The organism is Lacrimispora indolis DSM 755, from assembly GCF_000526995.1.
In the GTDB taxonomy this organism is placed as follows: Bacteria; Bacillota; Clostridia; order Lachnospirales; family Lachnospiraceae; genus Lacrimispora; species Lacrimispora indolis.
In genome coordinates this window covers 6,264,903-6,281,154 of the sequence record NZ_AZUI01000001.1, presented here as the reverse complement: position 1 = coordinate 6,281,154, position 16,252 = coordinate 6,264,903, and the positions used below count along the sequence as shown (strand labels likewise).

Below are 16,252 nucleotides of genomic sequence, written 5' to 3'. Positions count from 1 at the left end.
ATGACAAAGAAACAGAAACGGATGGCAATCAGGCTTGCGGCCAGCGCCCTGTTTTTTGCAGCAGGAATGGTTGGGGAGGAAAAAACAGTCTGGTACTGGCTGTTCTTTTTGATCTCCTATCTTGCGGCAGGGTATGACATTCCTTTAAGGGCAATCCGGAACATTAAAAACGGCCAGTTTTTCGACGAAAATTTTCTCATGTCAGTGGCGACCTTTGGTGCCATCGGTATCGGAGCTATGGAAGAAGCGGTGGGAGTCATGCTGTTTTACCAGATCGGTGAACTCTTTAATGACTACGCGGTAAACAAATCAAGAAAGTCCATCACAGAGCTTATGGATATCAATCCGGAATATGCCAATCTTCTTAAGGATGGGAAGGAAGAAAAAGTGGACCCTTACGAGGTTTCAGTAGGGGATACCATCGTAATAAAACCGGGAGAAAAGGTACCTCTTGACGGCGTTGTCATAAAGGGTACCGGAGGGCTGGATACAAAGGCCCTGACAGGAGAATCCATGCCTGTGGAAGTGAAGGAAAACGATGCCGTACTCAGCGGTTCCATTAATTTAAACGGTGTTTTGGAGGTCAGGGTAACAAAGCTGTTTGATGACTCCACGGTGGCAAAGATCCTGGAGCTGGTGGAAAATGCCAGCTTTAGAAAAGCAAAGGCCGAGAACTTCATCACCAGGTTTGCAAGGGTTTATACGCCGGTTGTGGTGGCTCTGGCACTCATCCTGGCATTGATTCCTCCTTTGGTGTTTGGCGGCGGGTGGGGAACCTGGATTTACCGTGCCTGCAGCTTTCTGGTGGTTTCCTGTCCCTGTGCTCTGGTGATTTCCGTTCCCTTAAGCTTTTTCGGAGGGCTGGGCGCTGCTTCCAGAAATGGGATCCTTATGAAGGGAAGCAATTACTTAGAAGCCATGGCCTCCTTGGAAACAGTTGTCTTTGACAAAACAGGCACTCTTACAACAGGAAAATTCCGGGTCACAAACGTGGATCCTGCAGAAGGAACTGAGGAAGAGCTTTTAAGGCTGGCTGCATATGGAGAGTTCCATTCCAATCATCCCATCGCTTTGTCGGTAAAGGAAGCTTATGGAAAGCCTGTTGATGAGACACTCATCGGCAGGGTGGAAGAGATAGCAGGACACGGCATTAAGGCAGAGCTTAATGAAGAAGGGAAGGAACAGGAGCTTTATATCGGCAATGCAAGGCTTATGGAACAGCAGGGGATCACGGTCCCGGCCCAGGAGTCTGTAACAGGAACCTCTCTTTATGTGGCTGAGGCCGGGCGGTATCTGGGTTCCATCACCATTTCTGACACCATACGGGATGACGTGCCAATGGCATTAAAAGGATTAAAGGAGGCAGGAGTCAGGAAGCTGGTGATGCTGACAGGTGATAAGCCGGAAGTTGGCCGCGCGGTTGGTGAAAAGCTGGGGCTTGACGAGGTTCACGGCGGCCTTCTTCCCGGTGATAAGGTAGGAAAGGTAGAGGAACTGCTGTCAAGGAAACGGGAAGGGATGAATCTGGCCTTTGTAGGTGACGGCATCAATGATGCCCCGGTCCTTGCCCGTGCCGATGTTGGAATCGCCATGGGCGGAATCGGCTCTGATGCGGCGGTAGAAGCCGCTGATGTGGTGATCATGACGGATGAACCCTCAAAGCTTATAGACGCCATCGCAATTGCCAGGAAAACAGCGGTCATTGTGAAGCAGAATATCGTTTTCGCCATTGGAGTAAAGGTGCTCATTCTTATATTGTCGGCCGCTGGAATGGCAACGATGTGGGCAGCCGTATTTGGAGATGTAGGGGTTTCGGTACTTGCCATTTTAAATGCCATCAGGGCTTTGGCTTATCAAAGTAATAAATAAAAATATTGACAAATTTTTTCCCAGCTGTTATATTTTACACATATGACGGGGTGGTGCGAAGATGGTCCATTGATGTGAGACTGTGTTTGCCTGCCCCTTTTTTTGCTATTACAGAAAAGCTGGGGCTTTTCATTTTAGAGTTTAAGAAGGGAGACAGCATTATGAGCAAGTACAGCAAAGAAGATATATTCCGGATCGTAGAGGAAGAAGACGTGGAATTTATCCGCCTTCAGTTTACAGATATTTTCGGTATGCTGAAAAATGTTGCGATCACCAAAAGCATGCTTGGCAAGGCACTGGAGAACCGCTGCATGTTTGACGGTTCTGCCATTGAGGGTTTTGTGAGAATGGAAGAGTCTGACATGTACCTTTATCCGGATCTTGATACCTTTGAGATATTTCCATGGCGTCCACAGCAGGGGAAGGTTGCCCGCCTGATGTGCGACGTATACTGCCCGGACAGGATGCCGTTTGACGGCGATCCCAGATTCGTGCTTAAAAAAGTGCTGAAGAAAGCAAGGGACATGGGATTTGAATTCCATGCAGGGCCGGAATGTGAATTCTTCCTTTTCCATACGGATGAAGAGGGGCGTCCCACAACGGAAACCCATGAGACAGCCAGCTATTTTGATGTGGCTCCCATTGATCTGGCCGAGAATGTCCGCCGGGATATGGTGCTGAATCTGGAAGAAATGGGATTTATGATCGAGGCTTCCCATCATGAGATTTCTCCTGGGCAGCATGAAATCGATTTTCAGTATGCAGAGGGCATGGTGACAGCAGATAACATCATGACCTTTAAAATGGCCGTAAAGTCCATTGCCAAGCGCCACGGACTTCATGCTACCTTTATGCCAAAACCAAAGGCAGGAGTCAACGGTTCCGGAATGCACATCAATATGTCCCTGTCTGATTTAAAAGGCAATAACATGTTTGAGGACGCATCCGATAAGCTGGGCTTAAGCAAGACTGCCTATCAGTTTATAGCAGGAATCCTTTATCACATGAAAGGGATGGCAATACTAACTAATCCCTTGGTCAATTCCTATAAACGCCTTGTCCCCGGATATGACGCTCCGGTTTATATTGCATGGTCAGCCAGGGCAAACAGAAGCTCTCTGATCCGCATCCCTTCCTCCAGAGGAGCGGGAACCAGGATTGAGCTTCGCTGTCCGGACCCGGCCGTCAACCCTTATTTGGCTCTGGCTGCCTGCCTGGCTGCCGGTCTTGACGGGATCGAAAAAGGGCTTACTCCGCCGGAAAGCGTTGATCAGAACATTTTTGCCATGCAGCCGGAGGAGATTTTGAAAAAAGGCATTGAGCGCCTGCCGGAAACCCTGGGAGAGGCCATTGAGGACTTCCGGAAGGACGATTTTATGAAAGAAGTGCTGGGCGAACATATCTATACCAAGTACCTGGAAGCAAAGGAAACCGAATGGCACCTGTTCCGGGCCCAGGTAACGGATTGGGAAGTGGAAGAATACCTGTATAAGTATTGATGATTTCTGTTTTCTGATACGATTATCTGGAGGTGAGAGTGTTTGACCAATGTGATAGTGGCATTTTCCAGAGAAGAGGATGCAAAAAATATTAAAAATATTCTTATGAGGAACGGCTTTACGGTATCAGCGGTCTGCACCTCCGGTGCACAGGCGGTAAACAGCGCCGACGAGCTGGGCAGTGGAATCGTAGTATGCGGATACAGGTTTGCGGATATGGTGTTTCATGAGCTTTATGAATGCCTTCCGGAGGGCATGCAGATGCTTCTTTTAGTGTCCCCCAGCCAGTGGAGCGGCAGGGCGCCTGAGGGTGTGGTCTGCCTGGGCCATCCCTTAAAGGTACAGGATCTGGTAAGCACTCTGGAAATGATGATGGAATCTCTTGCCAGAAGGCGTAAGAAATTAAAAAGCCAGCCAAAAGAGCGGAGCAAGGAAGAAATAGAAATGATCAGACAGGCAAAAGAGCTTTTGATGGAGCGGAACCACATGTCCGAAACGGATGCCCACCGGTACATCCAGAAATGCAGCATGGACAGCGGAACCAATATGGTGGAAACTGCCCAGATGATCATGAGCCTGATCAATCGATAGTTGTGGGAGAGAACGATGAAATTTACAAAAATGCAGGGAATCGGAAACGATTACGTTTATATCAATTGTTTTGAGGAATCTGTGGAAGCTCCGGCCGAGCTTGCCAAAAAGGTCAGCGACCGGCACTTTGGCATTGGATCCGATGGACTGATCCTCATCTGTCCGTCAGAGACAGCGGACTGCCAAATGCGGATGTTTAACGCCGACGGCTCGGAGAGCCAGATGTGCGGCAACGGCATCCGCTGTGTGGGAAAGTATGTTTACGATCACCGCCTGGTGGAAAAAACGGAATTTGACGTGGAGACGGGAGCAGGGATCAAACATTTAAAGGTAAAACAGGAGAATGGAAAGGCTGTCCAGATCACAGTGGACATGGGAGTGCCGGAGATCACCAGCCAGGTGCCGGAGCCGATACTGGTCGATGGAAAGAGCTATGAGTTCATCGGCATTTCCATGGGAAACCCCCATGCCGTTTACTACCTGGATAACATTGACTGTCTGGATTTAGAGGCCATTGGACCTGCTTTTGAAAACCATGAGCGTTTTCCGGAACGGACCAATTCAGAATTTATTCAGGTGGTGAACCGGGATTATATCCGCATGAGGGTATGGGAGAGAGGCAGCGGGGAAACTTATGCCTGCGGGACAGGAGCCACTGCCAGTGCGGTCGCCTCTGCCTTAAGCGGCCGTACCGGCCAAACCGTTCAAGTGGAACTAAAGGGCGGTAATCTGACCATTCACTGGGACCGGGAAGGAAGCGGACATGTGTTCATGACCGGACCGGCGGTGGAAGTGTTTGAAGGTGAATTTAACATAAAAAATCTTTAAAGTAACAGGAGGAACCCATGGTAAAAATCAATGAAAATTACTTAAAGCTTCCAGGAAGCTATCTTTTTTCCACCATTGGGAAAAAGGTAAACGCCTATACTGAGGCAAATCCGGATAAGAGGATCATCCGTCTGGGAATCGGTGATGTGACCCAGCCCATTGCGCCGGCCATTATTAATGCGCTTCATGAAGCGGTGGATGAGATGGGCTGTAAGGAGACCTTTCATGGCTATGCGCCGGATCTGGGCTATGGATTTTTAAGAGAAATCATTGCAAAGGAAGATTACACAGCCAGAGGCTGTGAGATATCCCCTGATGAAATCTTTATTTCGGACGGCGCTAAGAGTGATTGCGGAAATATCCAGGAGATCTTTGACGAAAGCTGTAAAATTGCAGTCTGCGACCCGGTTTATCCGGTTTATGTGGATTCCAATGCCATGGCAGGAAGAACCGGGGAATACGAGGAAGAAGCCGGTAAGTGGAGCAATGTTATTTATATGCCATGTACGGCTGAAAATCATTTTGTACCGGAGCTTCCAAACGAGACGCCGGATCTTATTTACTTATGTGTTCCGGGCAATCCTACGGGAACCACCCTCACCAGGGACCAGTTAAAGGTATGGGTGGATTATGCCAATAACAAGGGGGCTGTGATCCTTTATGACGCTGCCTATGAAGCCTACATTGCCCAGGATGACGTGCCTCATTCCATCTATGAGATCAAGGGCGCCGAAACCTGTGCCATTGAGTTTCGTTCCTTTTCAAAAAATGCAGGTTTTACCGGCGTGCGCCTGGGCTTTACCGTCATTCCAAAAGTCCTGGTAAGGGGAGGGGTCTCTCTTCACTCCCTATGGGCCAGACGCCATGGAACTAAATTTAACGGAGCGCCCTATATTGTCCAGAAGGCCGGAGCTGCGGTTTATTCTGAGGAAGGAAAGGCCCAGTTAAAGGAACAGGTGGCTTATTACATGAGAAATGCGAAAACCATCTACACCGGGCTGAAGGAAGCCGGCTGTGAGGTTTACGGCGGCGTCAATGCGCCTTATATCTGGTTAAAGGTACCGGCAGGAATGACCTCCTGGGAGTTTTTTGACAGCCTTCTTGTGGAAGCCGGCGTGGTGGGAACTCCTGGAAGCGGATTTGGACCAAGCGGTGAGGGATACTTCCGTTTAACGGCATTTGGAACCTATGAGAACACCGTAGAAGCCATGGAACGGATGAAAAAAATGCCGTGCCTTAAAAAATAAACATTGACAAGCATATAATGATTGGTTATGATAAATCTATGAAAGATTCATAAGCGTGCAGTTTTAATTGAAAGAACAAAAGCGTTCAGTGCCTTAGCGGTGCTGGCGCTTTTCTTCTTTCCGGGAGGAAAAAATGGATGACATCGATAGAAAAATAGTGAAGACATTACAAAAGAATGCCAGAGAATCCTTAAAAAACATAGCAGAAACCACTTTTCTGTCTTCTCCCGCAGTTTCTTCCAGAATTGAAAAGCTGGAGCGGGAAAGAATCATCACTGGCTACCATGCAGCAGTGGATTCAAGGAAGCTGGGATACCATATCACAGCATTTGTAAGCCTTGAAGTTCCACCGGCGGATAAGATCCAGTTCTATGAGGATATGAAGTCCATACCCAATGTGCTGGAGTGCAACTGCGTTACAGGAGAATACTCCATGCTGGTGAAAGTAGCTTTTCCAAGTACCATGGAGCTGGACGTTTTTATCGGGCGGCTTCAGAAATACGGAAAGACCAGCACTCAGATAGTATTTTCCACTCCGGTAGGGCCAAGAGACGTGGATGTGATGGCGGAATTAGGAGAAAAAGAATAAATATGGTACGAAAAAATGGTACCGAGAAGGCTTCCTTTACATACTTTATATAATAGAAGTATGTGAAGGGAGTTTTTCTTTTGGCTGAGAGAATGATCGTAGTAATAGATGCCGGTCATGGCGGCGCGGATCCAGGTGCGTCCTATGGCGGACGGAAAGAAAAAGATGATAACTTAAAGCTTGCGATGGCTGTGGGAAGAATTCTTGCAGACAACGGAGTTGACGTCAGATATACCAGAACTGACGATACCTACAATACGCCCCTTGAGAAGGCCATGATGGCCAATGATGCGGAAGCAGATTTATTTGTTTCCCTCCACCGCAATGCCATGCCGGTTCCAGGCACCGGTTCCGGAATAGAAGTTCTTGTATTTGAAGATAAAGGGGTGCCGGGCATGCTGGCCAAAAACATAGGAGAAGCCTTAAATGAAGCCGGATTTGTCAATTTAGGCACAGTAGAACGTCCGGGCCTGGTAATTCTCAGGCGGACAAAGATACCATCGGTTATGGTGGAAGTAGGATTTATTGACAACGAAGAGGATAATAACTTATTTGATGAGAACTTCCAGGCTGTGGCCCAGGCCATTGCAGATGGCGTCCTAAATTCCATAAAGGAACAGGAGGAGACACGTCCCGAATATTATCAGGTGCAGGTAGGGGCATACCGGGTCCATACTCTGGCAGAAGATCAGGTCATCACTTTAAAGGCGCAGGGTTTCCCGGCCTTTGTTGTCTATGAAGACGGATTATATAAGGTCCGTGTGGGAGCATTCCGCAATCTCGATAATGCGGTGCGCATGGAGCAGACTCTCAGAAAGTGCGGATATAGCACGTTTATGGTAAAAAGACCGGCTGTGTTTTAAGCCCAAGGCTGCTTTGTTGCTTTGCATCTGGCCGCCGGGACGCAGGCTTTTTGAAAGAAGTCACGCCCCTGCGGCTTTTTTCTGCTGCCAGAAAACAGACGTAACCAGGGGAAAGGTGTATTAGAAGCGGTCAGGAGGGCATAGGATATACCATATATATTTAATTCAGGAGGAATTGCTTGGAATATATCAGTGAGCTTTTAAAGGGTGTTATCATTGGCGTGGCAAACATACTTCCCGGCATCAGCGGGGGAATGCTGGCTATTACCATGGGAGTGTACGATAAGATCATTCATGCGGTGACGCAGCTTTTCCGGGAACCTTTAAAAAGCCTGCGGGTTCTCCTCCCTTATGGGGTAGGGGCGGTTGCAGGCATTATCTTTCTGTCTCTGGCATTTGAATACCTTTTCCATACATATCCGCTCCAAACCAAAATGGCATTTTTGGGATTGATCGGCGGCGGACTTCCTTCCCTTTTTCAAAAATCGTTTACAAAAGACCGGACAGACAGAAAAAAAGGCATATTAACGGCAGCCCTTACCTGCTGCGCGGTCATTCTCATTACCTTTATTGCCGAAACAACCATTACCTCCGGCCATAGCGGAGAGGGAATGAACATGGCTTCCGGTGCGGCTTATCTTTCTTCCGGAAGGCTCTGGATGTTCACGCTGTTTATGGTGGGTCTGCTGGCTGCAGCCACCATGGTGGTTCCGGGAGTGAGCGGATCCATGATCATGATGATGATAGGCTATTATGAACCCATACTGCAGACGAACAATGCCTGCATAAGGGCTCTCTCATCTTTTGACCTCCAAAGCCTTTGGATAAACGGGCTGGTGCTGGCGCCCTATGTGTCGGGTCTTTTGATCGGTGTGTTTCTCTTTGCAAAAGTGGTGGAACGCCTTCTCACCCGCCATGAGCGCCAAATGTACCGGGTCATCATAGGCCTGGTGTTTTCCTCTCCCTTTGTCATCTTATGGGATATGCAGTGGGGAGAGGTGAAGCTGTATGAGCTGCTTGGGGGGATTGCTCTGGCTTTGCTGGGATATGTGGCGGCCGATTTACTGGGGGGAGAAGGTTAAGATAGAAAAAGGAAGAAGGCCCTTTCCATGGGGCCTTTTTCCTTGCACTGACCGAATGCATTGCATTGTAAAATTATTTATTTTATTATATCAGAAATAAGGTTAAAAATATAGCACTGAATGGTTATTATCATCATTCAGTGCTATACTTAAAATGACATATCATCATGGGTCTGTAAGACCCTGCTTTTTAAGAGTACTCTGCGATCCGTGTGATCCCCACATAAATATGGGAAATCCTGTACCAGGTGGCAAAATCAATGATGCCGGTTACAGGAAGCCCGAAAATGGACTGGAATTGCCGGACTGCTTCGGCGGTTGCCGGGCCAAAGATTCCGTCGGCCCTGATGCGTGGAATGGCGGTATAGACGGTAGCGATTGTATCAAGCTGTTCCTGAACCTGGCGGACCTTATCACCGCTGGCTCCGATGGTCAGGTTATAACCTGGCCAGGAGGAAGGAACCCCGGATACCTGTTCTGCGGTGTTGATGTACATATCACTTCCATAATAATAACGCAGTATTTCAATGGCGGAATAGCCCTGTTCTCCAAGGGTGCAGCTTCCCCACTGGGACATCCAGTTAGGACACTGGACCCTGTTGCCGTCACAGTATTGGGTGAGGATGGGCTGTCTGATGCCTGGACGGGACAAGTAGCTGTTAAAGATCTCATCCACCACCTGGGAAATGCTTTCGTAGATGTTCCGCCCATAGATCCATTTATGGTCAAAGGCCGTGGAGGAGGTGATGGTAAAATCATATCCCTGGTTCCGGTACCACTCCGTATAGACACGGTTTAAAGTAAAGCTCATGATAGCAAGAACATTGGCGGTGATGGCGGACCTGGGCCATGTGGCGTAAATTTCGCTGGATGCCACGTTTTTAATGTAATCTAAGTAGGGGACGTAATAATTGGTAGCTGTCGGATCGGTAGGGACTCCGTCGTGGACGATGATCGTCTGGGGAACCACTACCCGGCTTAAAACGATTTCTCCTGATTCAGCTATGGGTTTTACCTCAGCTTCCGCGATTTTGGGAGGATACTCTCCGTATAAGGTATGGTCCGGGATGACGATGGGAACATCCGGCCCTACTTCATCCTGGACAGGAGTCATGCGCACCGGCTGAATGGCCGTGGAATCTGCCAGGATCTCCGTGCCGGAGATGGCCACAGGTTCAAAGCCCTGGGCTATGACGGTAAGTATGTATTCCGAGTAGGGTTGATAAAGGCCCGGTGATAAGCTGTAGTCAACTGGAGGTGCGGCAAGCTGGACCTGCTCCGTCTGACCGGATGAGTTGGTGGTAAGACGTTCCACCGTGCTTTCAGGGTCCCCCTTGTAGGCAATGGAAACCTCTGCATCCCGGATGGGGAAATTATTTTCCTGGGAAACTACATCTACCTGAAGCGCGCCGGAAGCAGTCGTTTGCTGTGCCATAACCGTCGTGAATTTTTTCATAGAATGCCCCTTAATGAATTAATTATTATTAAATATATTAAGAGGGAAAAGGAATAATTACAAAAGCCCCCGCAGGGAAAGATAAAATTTAATCCTGCGGGAAGCTTTTTAGAAAAAGGATGATTTTGTTTCTTGAAACATGGACTCCACATAGTTACGCATTTCATCCCGGCTTTCAACGGATCTTGCTCCGTTTACAATCCTGTTTCTCTGTTCTTCCGGAAGTTCGGCGAACCGGGTCAGAATATCCGAGTGCTGCGCTAACTCCATGGTAAAGCCGATGGGCAGTTCGCTGTTATCAATCATAATTTATCACCTCAATCATAGTTTGTGCGGATTGTGCAGAAAGTATACTTTTGAAAAATCAACCATAGATTTTGCATTATTATGCATGATTTTTTAATAAAATAATAAAATATGCAGGATTTATAAGAAAATATAAAAAAATATATAAGAAGAAAACAGTTGAAAAATGTCGCAGCATCATGTATAATCTATACAATTTGGGCATTCAGTTCAGCCGTACATATCCACCTTTCAGAAATATATTTGATTTGCTGAATTATGAATAGCATGGCTGAACGGTAGTATTTGGGCAGGCTCAACAACCATAGCATTAAGAAAGGACAGGGACTTTGCTTATGAAAGCTTTTTTAATACTGGAAGACGGTACTGTGTTTACAGGATCGAGTATTGGTTCAACCCAGGAAGTGATCAGTGAGATCGTATTCAATACTTCCATGACAGGTTATTTAGAAGTCCTCACCGACCCCTCCTATGCGGGGCAGGCGGTTGTGATGACTTATCCCCTGATTGGTAATTACGGTATTTGTCATGAAGATATGGAATCACTAAAACCATGGCCGGATGGCTACATTGTCAGAGAATTATCTAGAATTCCCAGCAATTTTAGAAGCGGGGATACCCTTCAGCATTTCTTAAAAGAACACAACATTCCAGGTATCAGTGGTATCGATACAAGAGCCCTAACAAAAATCCTAAGAGAAAAAGGTACGATGAACGGCATGATCACAACCGATGAAGGTTATGACCTTGAAGCTGTCATTTCGCGTATGAAAACATATTCCGTGACCGGTGTGGTGGAGAAGACCACCTGCAGGGAGAAATACGTTCTGCCAGGCCCAGGGAAAAAGGTGGCACTTTTGGATCTGGGGGCAAAGCAGAATATCGCCCGCTCCTTGCAGGAGAGAGGCTGTGAAGTAACGGTTTACCCAGCTTTGACGAAAGCAGAAGAGATCCTATCTTCCTGTCCGGACGGAATCATGCTGTCCAACGGACCGGGGGATCCAAAGGAGTGCGTGGAGGTCATTGAGGAAATAAAGAAATTATATGAATCCAATGTTCCGATTTTCGCCATCTGCCTGGGTCATCAGCTCATGGCCCTTGCTGCCGGCGCTGATACTCACAAGCTGAAATACGGCCACAGAGGCGGCAACCATCCGGTGAAGGATTTGGAAACCGGACGGGTGTATATTTCCTCCCAGAACCACGGTTATGTGGTGGATGTGGACACCATGGACCAAGCAGTGGCGGTTCCTGCCTTTGTCAATGTAAACGACGGAACCAATGAAGGATTAAAATATACAGGCAAAAATATATTCACCGTGCAGTATCATCCGGAGGCCTGTCCTGGTCCGCAGGATTCCGGCTACTTATTTGACCGGTTTATAAAAATGATGGAGGTGGAAAGATAATGCCGAAGAATCAGGATATTAAAAAGGTGCTCGTTCTTGGCTCCGGTCCCATCGTCATCGGCCAGGCAGCAGAATTTGATTACGCCGGAACACAGGCCTGCCGCTCTTTAAAAGAAGAAGGCATAGAAGTGGTTCTTTTAAACTCCAATCCGGCGACCATCATGACGGATAAGGACATTGCAGATAAGGTTTATATAGAACCCTTGACCGTAGAGGTGGTGGAACAGCTTATCCTAAAGGAAAGGCCTGACAGCGTCCTGCCAACCCTTGGAGGCCAGGCTGGCTTAAACCTTGCCATGGAACTGGATGATAAGGGGTTTTTAAAGGAGCACAAGGTGCGCCTCATCGGAACCACGGCCCTTACCATTAAAAAGGCAGAGGACCGGGAGCTGTTTAAAGAGACCATGGAAAAAATCGGTGAGCCGGTGGCTCCCTCTGATATTGTGGAACATGTGGAGGATGGCCTTAAGGTTGCCGAGGAGATCGGATATCCCGTGGTGCTCCGTCCCGCCTATACCTTAGGCGGCTCAGGGGGAGGAATTGCAGAAAATCCGGGACAGTGCCGTGAGATCCTGGAAAACGGGCTCCGTTTATCCCGCGTGGGACAGGTCCTTGTGGAGCGCTGTATTGCAGGCTGGAAGGAAATCGAATACGAGGTGATGCGGGACGGCGCAGGCAATGTGATCACCGTATGTAATATGGAAAACATCGATCCTGTAGGAGTTCATACCGGGGACAGCATTGTGGTGGCTCCTTCCCAGACCTTGGGAGATAAGGAGTACCAGATGCTTCGCACCTCTGCCCTTAAGATCATCAGCGAGCTTGGGATCACCGGAGGCTGCAACGTCCAGTATGCTCTTCACCCGGAAAGCTTTGAGTACTGTGTGATCGAGGTAAATCCCCGTGTCAGCCGTTCCTCTGCCCTGGCCTCCAAGGCCACCGGCTACCCCATAGCAAAGGTTGCGGCCAAGATCGCCCTGGGCTACACCCTGGATGAAATAAAGAACGCGGTGACAAAGAAGACCTATGCCAGCTTTGAACCCATGCTGGATTACTGTGTGGTAAAGATGCCCCGCCTTCCCTTTGATAAGTTCTTAAGCGCAAAGAGAAATTTAGGAACCCAGATGAAGGCCACCGGCGAGGTCATGAGCATCTGCACCAATTTTGAAGGCGGTCTTATGAAGGCTATCCGCTCCCTGGAGCAGCATGTGGACAGCCTCATGTCCTATGATTTTACAGGGCTTACGGAAGAGGAGCTGGCCGAGACCCTTCACCTGGTGGATGATCGAAGGATCTGGGTCATTGCAGAGGCTTTAAGAAGAGGCTTTTCCTATGAAAAGATCCATGATATTACAAAAATTGATGTGTGGTTCATTGATAAACTGGCAATTCTTGTGGAAATGGAGGAAGCCCTTAAGAAAGGACCTCTTACCCCGGATCTGTTAATGGAAGCAAAGCGGCTTGAATTTCCTGATACAATCATTTCCAGGCTGACTAAAATTCCGGCGGAAGAGATCCGCCGGATGAGAAAGGAAAACGGCATTGTAGCAGCGTTTAAAATGGTGGATACCTGCGCCGCCGAATTTGCCGCTGAAACCCCTTATTATTATTCCTGCTTTGGAAGCGAGAATGAAGCGGTAAAAACCGAGGGAAGAAAAAAGGTGCTGGTTCTTGGTTCCGGCCCCATCCGCATCGGACAGGGAATCGAATTTGACTTCTGTTCGGTTCACAGTACGTGGACCTTCCGCAGAGAAGGATATGAAACCATAATAGTCAATAACAATCCGGAGACAGTGAGCACGGATTTTGATATCGCGGATAAGCTGTATTTTGAGCCTCTTACCCCGGAGGATGTGGAAAGCATCGTTGATGTGGAAAGGCCGGACGGGGCCGTGGTCCAGTTCGGCGGACAGACGGCAATTAAACTGACAGAAGCCTTAATGAAAATGGGGATTCCCATTCTGGGCACATCTGCGGAGGATGTGGATGCGGCTGAGGACAGGGAACTGTTTGATAAGATTTTGGAGGAATGTCAGATTCCAAGACCTGCGGGCCAGACGGTTTTCACAGCAGAGGAAGCCAAGAAGGCGGCAGGAGAGCTGGGATATCCGGTATTGGTAAGGCCCTCCTATGTTCTGGGCGGACAGGGGATGCAGATAGCCATCTCTGATCAGGATATTGATGAATTCATTGGAATCATCAACCAGATCGCGCAGGAACACCCCATTTTAGTGGATAAATATATACCTGGCAAGGAAATTGAGGTGGATGCAGTTTGTGACGGAAAGGACATTCTGATTCCAGGCATAATGGAGCATATGGAAAGGGCCGGCGTCCACTCCGGTGATAGCATTTCCATATATCCGGCCCAAAGCATCAGTGAAACCGTAAAGGAAACCCTGGTGGAATATACAAAAAGGCTTTCCAGAGCCCTGCATGTTAAGGGCATGATCAACATTCAGTTCATTGTAAGCGGGGAAGAGGTGTATGTGATTGAGGTAAATCCCAGGTCTTCCCGGACCGTACCTTATATCAGCAAGGTGACCGGTGTTCCCATTATTCCACTGGCTACCCAGGTCATCTGCGGACACTCCGTCAGGGACCTGGGATATGAGCCTGGGCTTTTGCCTGAGGCAGATTATATTGCCGTGAAAATGCCGGTGTTTTCCTTTGAAAAGATCCGCGGCGCCGATGTAAGCCTTGGACCGGAGATGAAGTCCACCGGAGAATGTTTAGGGATAGCAAAAACCTTTAATGAGGCTCTTTATAAAGCGTTTGCAGGAGCCGGGATCAAGCTTCCGAGACATAAAAATATGATCATAACCGTGAAGGATTCCGATAAAGAGGAGATCATTGATATTGCAAGAAGGTTCCAGGACCAGGGCTATAAGATATTTTCCACCTCAGGAACGGCCAGAGCCTTAAAGGACCATGGGATAAAGGCCCTTATGGTGCGCAAGCTGGAACAGGAATCCCCCAATCTTCTGGACTTGATCCTGGGCCATGAGATCGATCTGGTCATTGATACGCCGACCCAGGGGGCGGACAGAAGCAGAGACGGCTTTGTGATCCGGAGAAATGCCATAGAAACAGGCGTAACGGTTTTAACTTCCTTGGATACGGCGGCCGCTTTGGTCACCAGCATGGAGAACAGGGCAAAAGAACTGACCTTAATCGATATTGCACGGATAAAAAATAAATAACAAAAAAGGCTGGAACGCAGGGATATGTTCCAGCCTTTTTTGTTTATTGCATGGGGGTTTTAACAAATTGTTTGTCAAACTCCGGGTTATAATAATAGAAGTTTTTCGGATTCAAATTGGATTTGATCTTTTCGAGAGCTTCACCAAACCGCTGGAAGTGTACCACTTCCCTTTCCCGGAGAAACTTTAAGGGTTCCCTTATATCGGGATTTGGTATGATACGGATTAAGTTGTCATAGACGGTTCTCGCTTTTTGCTCTGCTGCCAGGTCCTCGACTAAATCGGTAATGGCATCGCCTTTCGACTGGAATTCACAGGCATTAAAAGGAACCCCGCCTGCTGCCATTGGCCAGAGGGCTGTTGTATGGTCAATATAGTAGGCATCAAACCCTGCTGTCTTTGCCTGCTCCACAGAAAGATTCTTTGTCAGCTGGTAAATGATGGCGCAGATCATTTCCAGATGCCCAAGCTCTTCCGTTCCAATATCAGTTAAAAGACCTCCTACTTCTTTGCATGGCATGGAGTACCTTTGGGAAAGATAACGCATGGAAGCTGCCATCTCTCCATCCGGTCCGCCGAACTGGCTGATGATCAGGGAAGCTGTTTTCGGGCAGGTCTCCTTGATGTTTACAGGGAACTGCAGTCTTTTTTCATAATTCCACATTATACAGTACCTCCTTCCCAGGGAAGCGGGCCGTCTGTCCAGGTGAAATGCTTTTGTCCCGCATATTTTGTCTGGGTTTCTGTTTTGTTGTTTGTATCAGGACAGACACAGTTGATGGTGAGTGGTTCAAAGTTTTCCGCATAGGTTTTTAAGAGCTGTTTTCTTTGATCCATTGCCTGCTTAAAGGCTGTTAATGCATTTTCATCCAATGGATGGGTATCCAGATACAGAGTCAAATCATTAACAGTGAAACTAACTTCCGTGATCTGCTTTAAAAGAGTTTTTTGATCCGCCATTACTGATCACCTCCTGTTACATAGAAAGGAAGATTAAGGCTTGGGAAAATGGTTCCGTGCTTTAAGGCCGTCTGAGGATCATAAGGCTGTTCCCAGGGCTGCATGGGAATGGTGGCGATGGCCAGTTGAACCGTTTTTGAAGGTGTAGCAGGACTTCCATTTGATGTGTCACATCCACATGAAGTACTTGAATTCATAATAACACTCCTTTCAGTCATTCATTGAGCTTTCTTCCTTAGTATGGTTGAAATACAGCAAAATACGTTGCAAAAATTCTCCCATTTTAACCACTGCAATGATATTGTAATAAATGGAAAAATGAAATATAATGGAAAGGCAGGAATGAATTG

The 16,252-nt window shown here is 47.9% G+C and carries 15 protein-coding genes; 10 read left to right on the top strand and 5 right to left on the bottom strand.

Annotated features, from left to right (window positions below):
• The 8 genes from K401_RS0130420 (at position 1) to K401_RS0130385 (ending at position 8,568) form a co-directional block, all read left to right on the top strand.
• A complete protein-coding gene (locus K401_RS0130420) occupies positions 1–1,869 on the top strand; it encodes a heavy metal translocating P-type ATPase (protein WP_024296500.1) in 1,869 nt (622 codons plus the stop codon).
• A gap of 161 nt (positions 1,870–2,030) precedes the next feature.
• Positions 2,031–3,368, top strand: a complete 1,338-nt coding sequence (gene glnA, locus K401_RS0130415; protein WP_024296499.1) for a type I glutamate--ammonia ligase — start codon at positions 2,031–2,033, stop codon at positions 3,366–3,368.
• 42 nt (positions 3,369–3,410) lie between these two features.
• The gene (locus tag K401_RS0130410) at positions 3,411–3,959 is read left to right on the top strand and encodes an ANTAR domain-containing response regulator (protein ID WP_024296498.1); all 549 of its coding nucleotides are present in this window, start codon (positions 3,411–3,413) and stop codon (positions 3,957–3,959) included.
• Positions 3,960–3,974: 15 nt separating this feature from the next.
• Positions 3,975–4,787 carry a diaminopimelate epimerase gene (gene dapF / locus K401_RS0130405; RefSeq protein ID WP_024296497.1) on the top strand — a complete coding sequence of 271 codons (813 nt, stop codon included), beginning with the start codon at positions 3,975–3,977 and terminating at the stop codon, positions 4,785–4,787.
• Between the two features lie 17 nt (positions 4,788–4,804).
• Positions 4,805–6,034: an LL-diaminopimelate aminotransferase gene (locus K401_RS0130400; protein ID WP_024296496.1), complete on the top strand. Its 1,230-nt coding sequence runs from the start codon at positions 4,805–4,807 to the stop codon at positions 6,032–6,034.
• A 133-nt stretch (positions 6,035–6,167) separates the two neighbouring features.
• Positions 6,168–6,623, top strand: coding sequence for an Lrp/AsnC family transcriptional regulator (locus tag K401_RS0130395; RefSeq protein WP_024296495.1), 456 nt, complete (start codon positions 6,168–6,170; stop codon positions 6,621–6,623).
• A 92-nt stretch (positions 6,624–6,715) separates the two neighbouring features.
• Positions 6,716–7,486 (top strand): N-acetylmuramoyl-L-alanine amidase, encoded by a 771-nt coding sequence (locus K401_RS0130390; RefSeq protein ID WP_029695406.1) that lies wholly within the window; start codon positions 6,716–6,718, stop codon positions 7,484–7,486.
• 179 nt (positions 7,487–7,665) lie between these two features.
• Positions 7,666–8,568: a DUF368 domain-containing protein gene (locus K401_RS0130385; protein WP_024296493.1), complete on the top strand. Its 903-nt coding sequence runs from the start codon at positions 7,666–7,668 to the stop codon at positions 8,566–8,568.
• A 190-nt stretch (positions 8,569–8,758) separates the two neighbouring features.
• On the opposite strand, the gene K401_RS0130380 is transcribed toward K401_RS0130385, so the two are convergent.
• Complete coding sequence (locus K401_RS0130380) at positions 8,759–10,024, bottom strand: peptidoglycan-binding protein (protein WP_330362349.1); 1,266 nt, start codon at positions 10,022–10,024, stop codon at positions 8,759–8,761.
• Positions 10,025–10,132: 108 nt separating this feature from the next.
• Positions 10,133–10,330, bottom strand: coding sequence for a hypothetical protein (locus tag K401_RS0130375; RefSeq protein ID WP_024296491.1), 198 nt, complete (start codon positions 10,328–10,330; stop codon positions 10,133–10,135).
• 335 nt (positions 10,331–10,665) lie between these two features.
• On the opposite strand from K401_RS0130375, the gene K401_RS0130370 reads away from it, so the two are divergent.
• Entirely contained in the window at positions 10,666–11,739 is a 1,074-nt protein-coding gene (locus K401_RS0130370) for a carbamoyl phosphate synthase small subunit (protein ID WP_024296490.1), read from the top strand.
• Positions 11,739–14,942 (top strand): carbamoyl-phosphate synthase large subunit, encoded by a 3,204-nt coding sequence (carB, locus tag K401_RS0130365; RefSeq protein WP_024296489.1) that lies wholly within the window; start codon positions 11,739–11,741, stop codon positions 14,940–14,942. The genes K401_RS0130370 and carB overlap by 1 nt, the downstream gene beginning before the upstream one ends.
• Before the next feature lie 43 nt (positions 14,943–14,985).
• Here carB and K401_RS0130360 read toward each other — a convergent pair whose 3' ends face one another.
• The 3 genes from K401_RS0130360 to K401_RS0130350 are packed head-to-tail and all read right to left on the bottom strand — an operon-like array spanning position 14,986 to position 16,099.
• Complete coding sequence (locus K401_RS0130360; RefSeq protein ID WP_024296488.1) at positions 14,986–15,606, bottom strand: manganese catalase family protein; 621 nt, start codon at positions 15,604–15,606, stop codon at positions 14,986–14,988.
• Positions 15,606–15,902 (bottom strand): spore coat protein CotJB, encoded by a 297-nt coding sequence (locus tag K401_RS0130355; RefSeq protein ID WP_024296487.1) that lies wholly within the window; start codon positions 15,900–15,902, stop codon positions 15,606–15,608. The genes K401_RS0130360 and K401_RS0130355 overlap by 1 nt, the downstream gene beginning before the upstream one ends.
• Positions 15,902–16,099 carry a spore coat associated protein CotJA gene (locus K401_RS0130350; protein ID WP_024296486.1) on the bottom strand — a complete coding sequence of 66 codons (198 nt, stop codon included), beginning with the start codon at positions 16,097–16,099 and terminating at the stop codon, positions 15,902–15,904. Before K401_RS0130350 ends, K401_RS0130355 begins: the two co-directional genes overlap by 1 nt.
• Positions 16,100–16,252 lie beyond the last annotated feature (153 nt).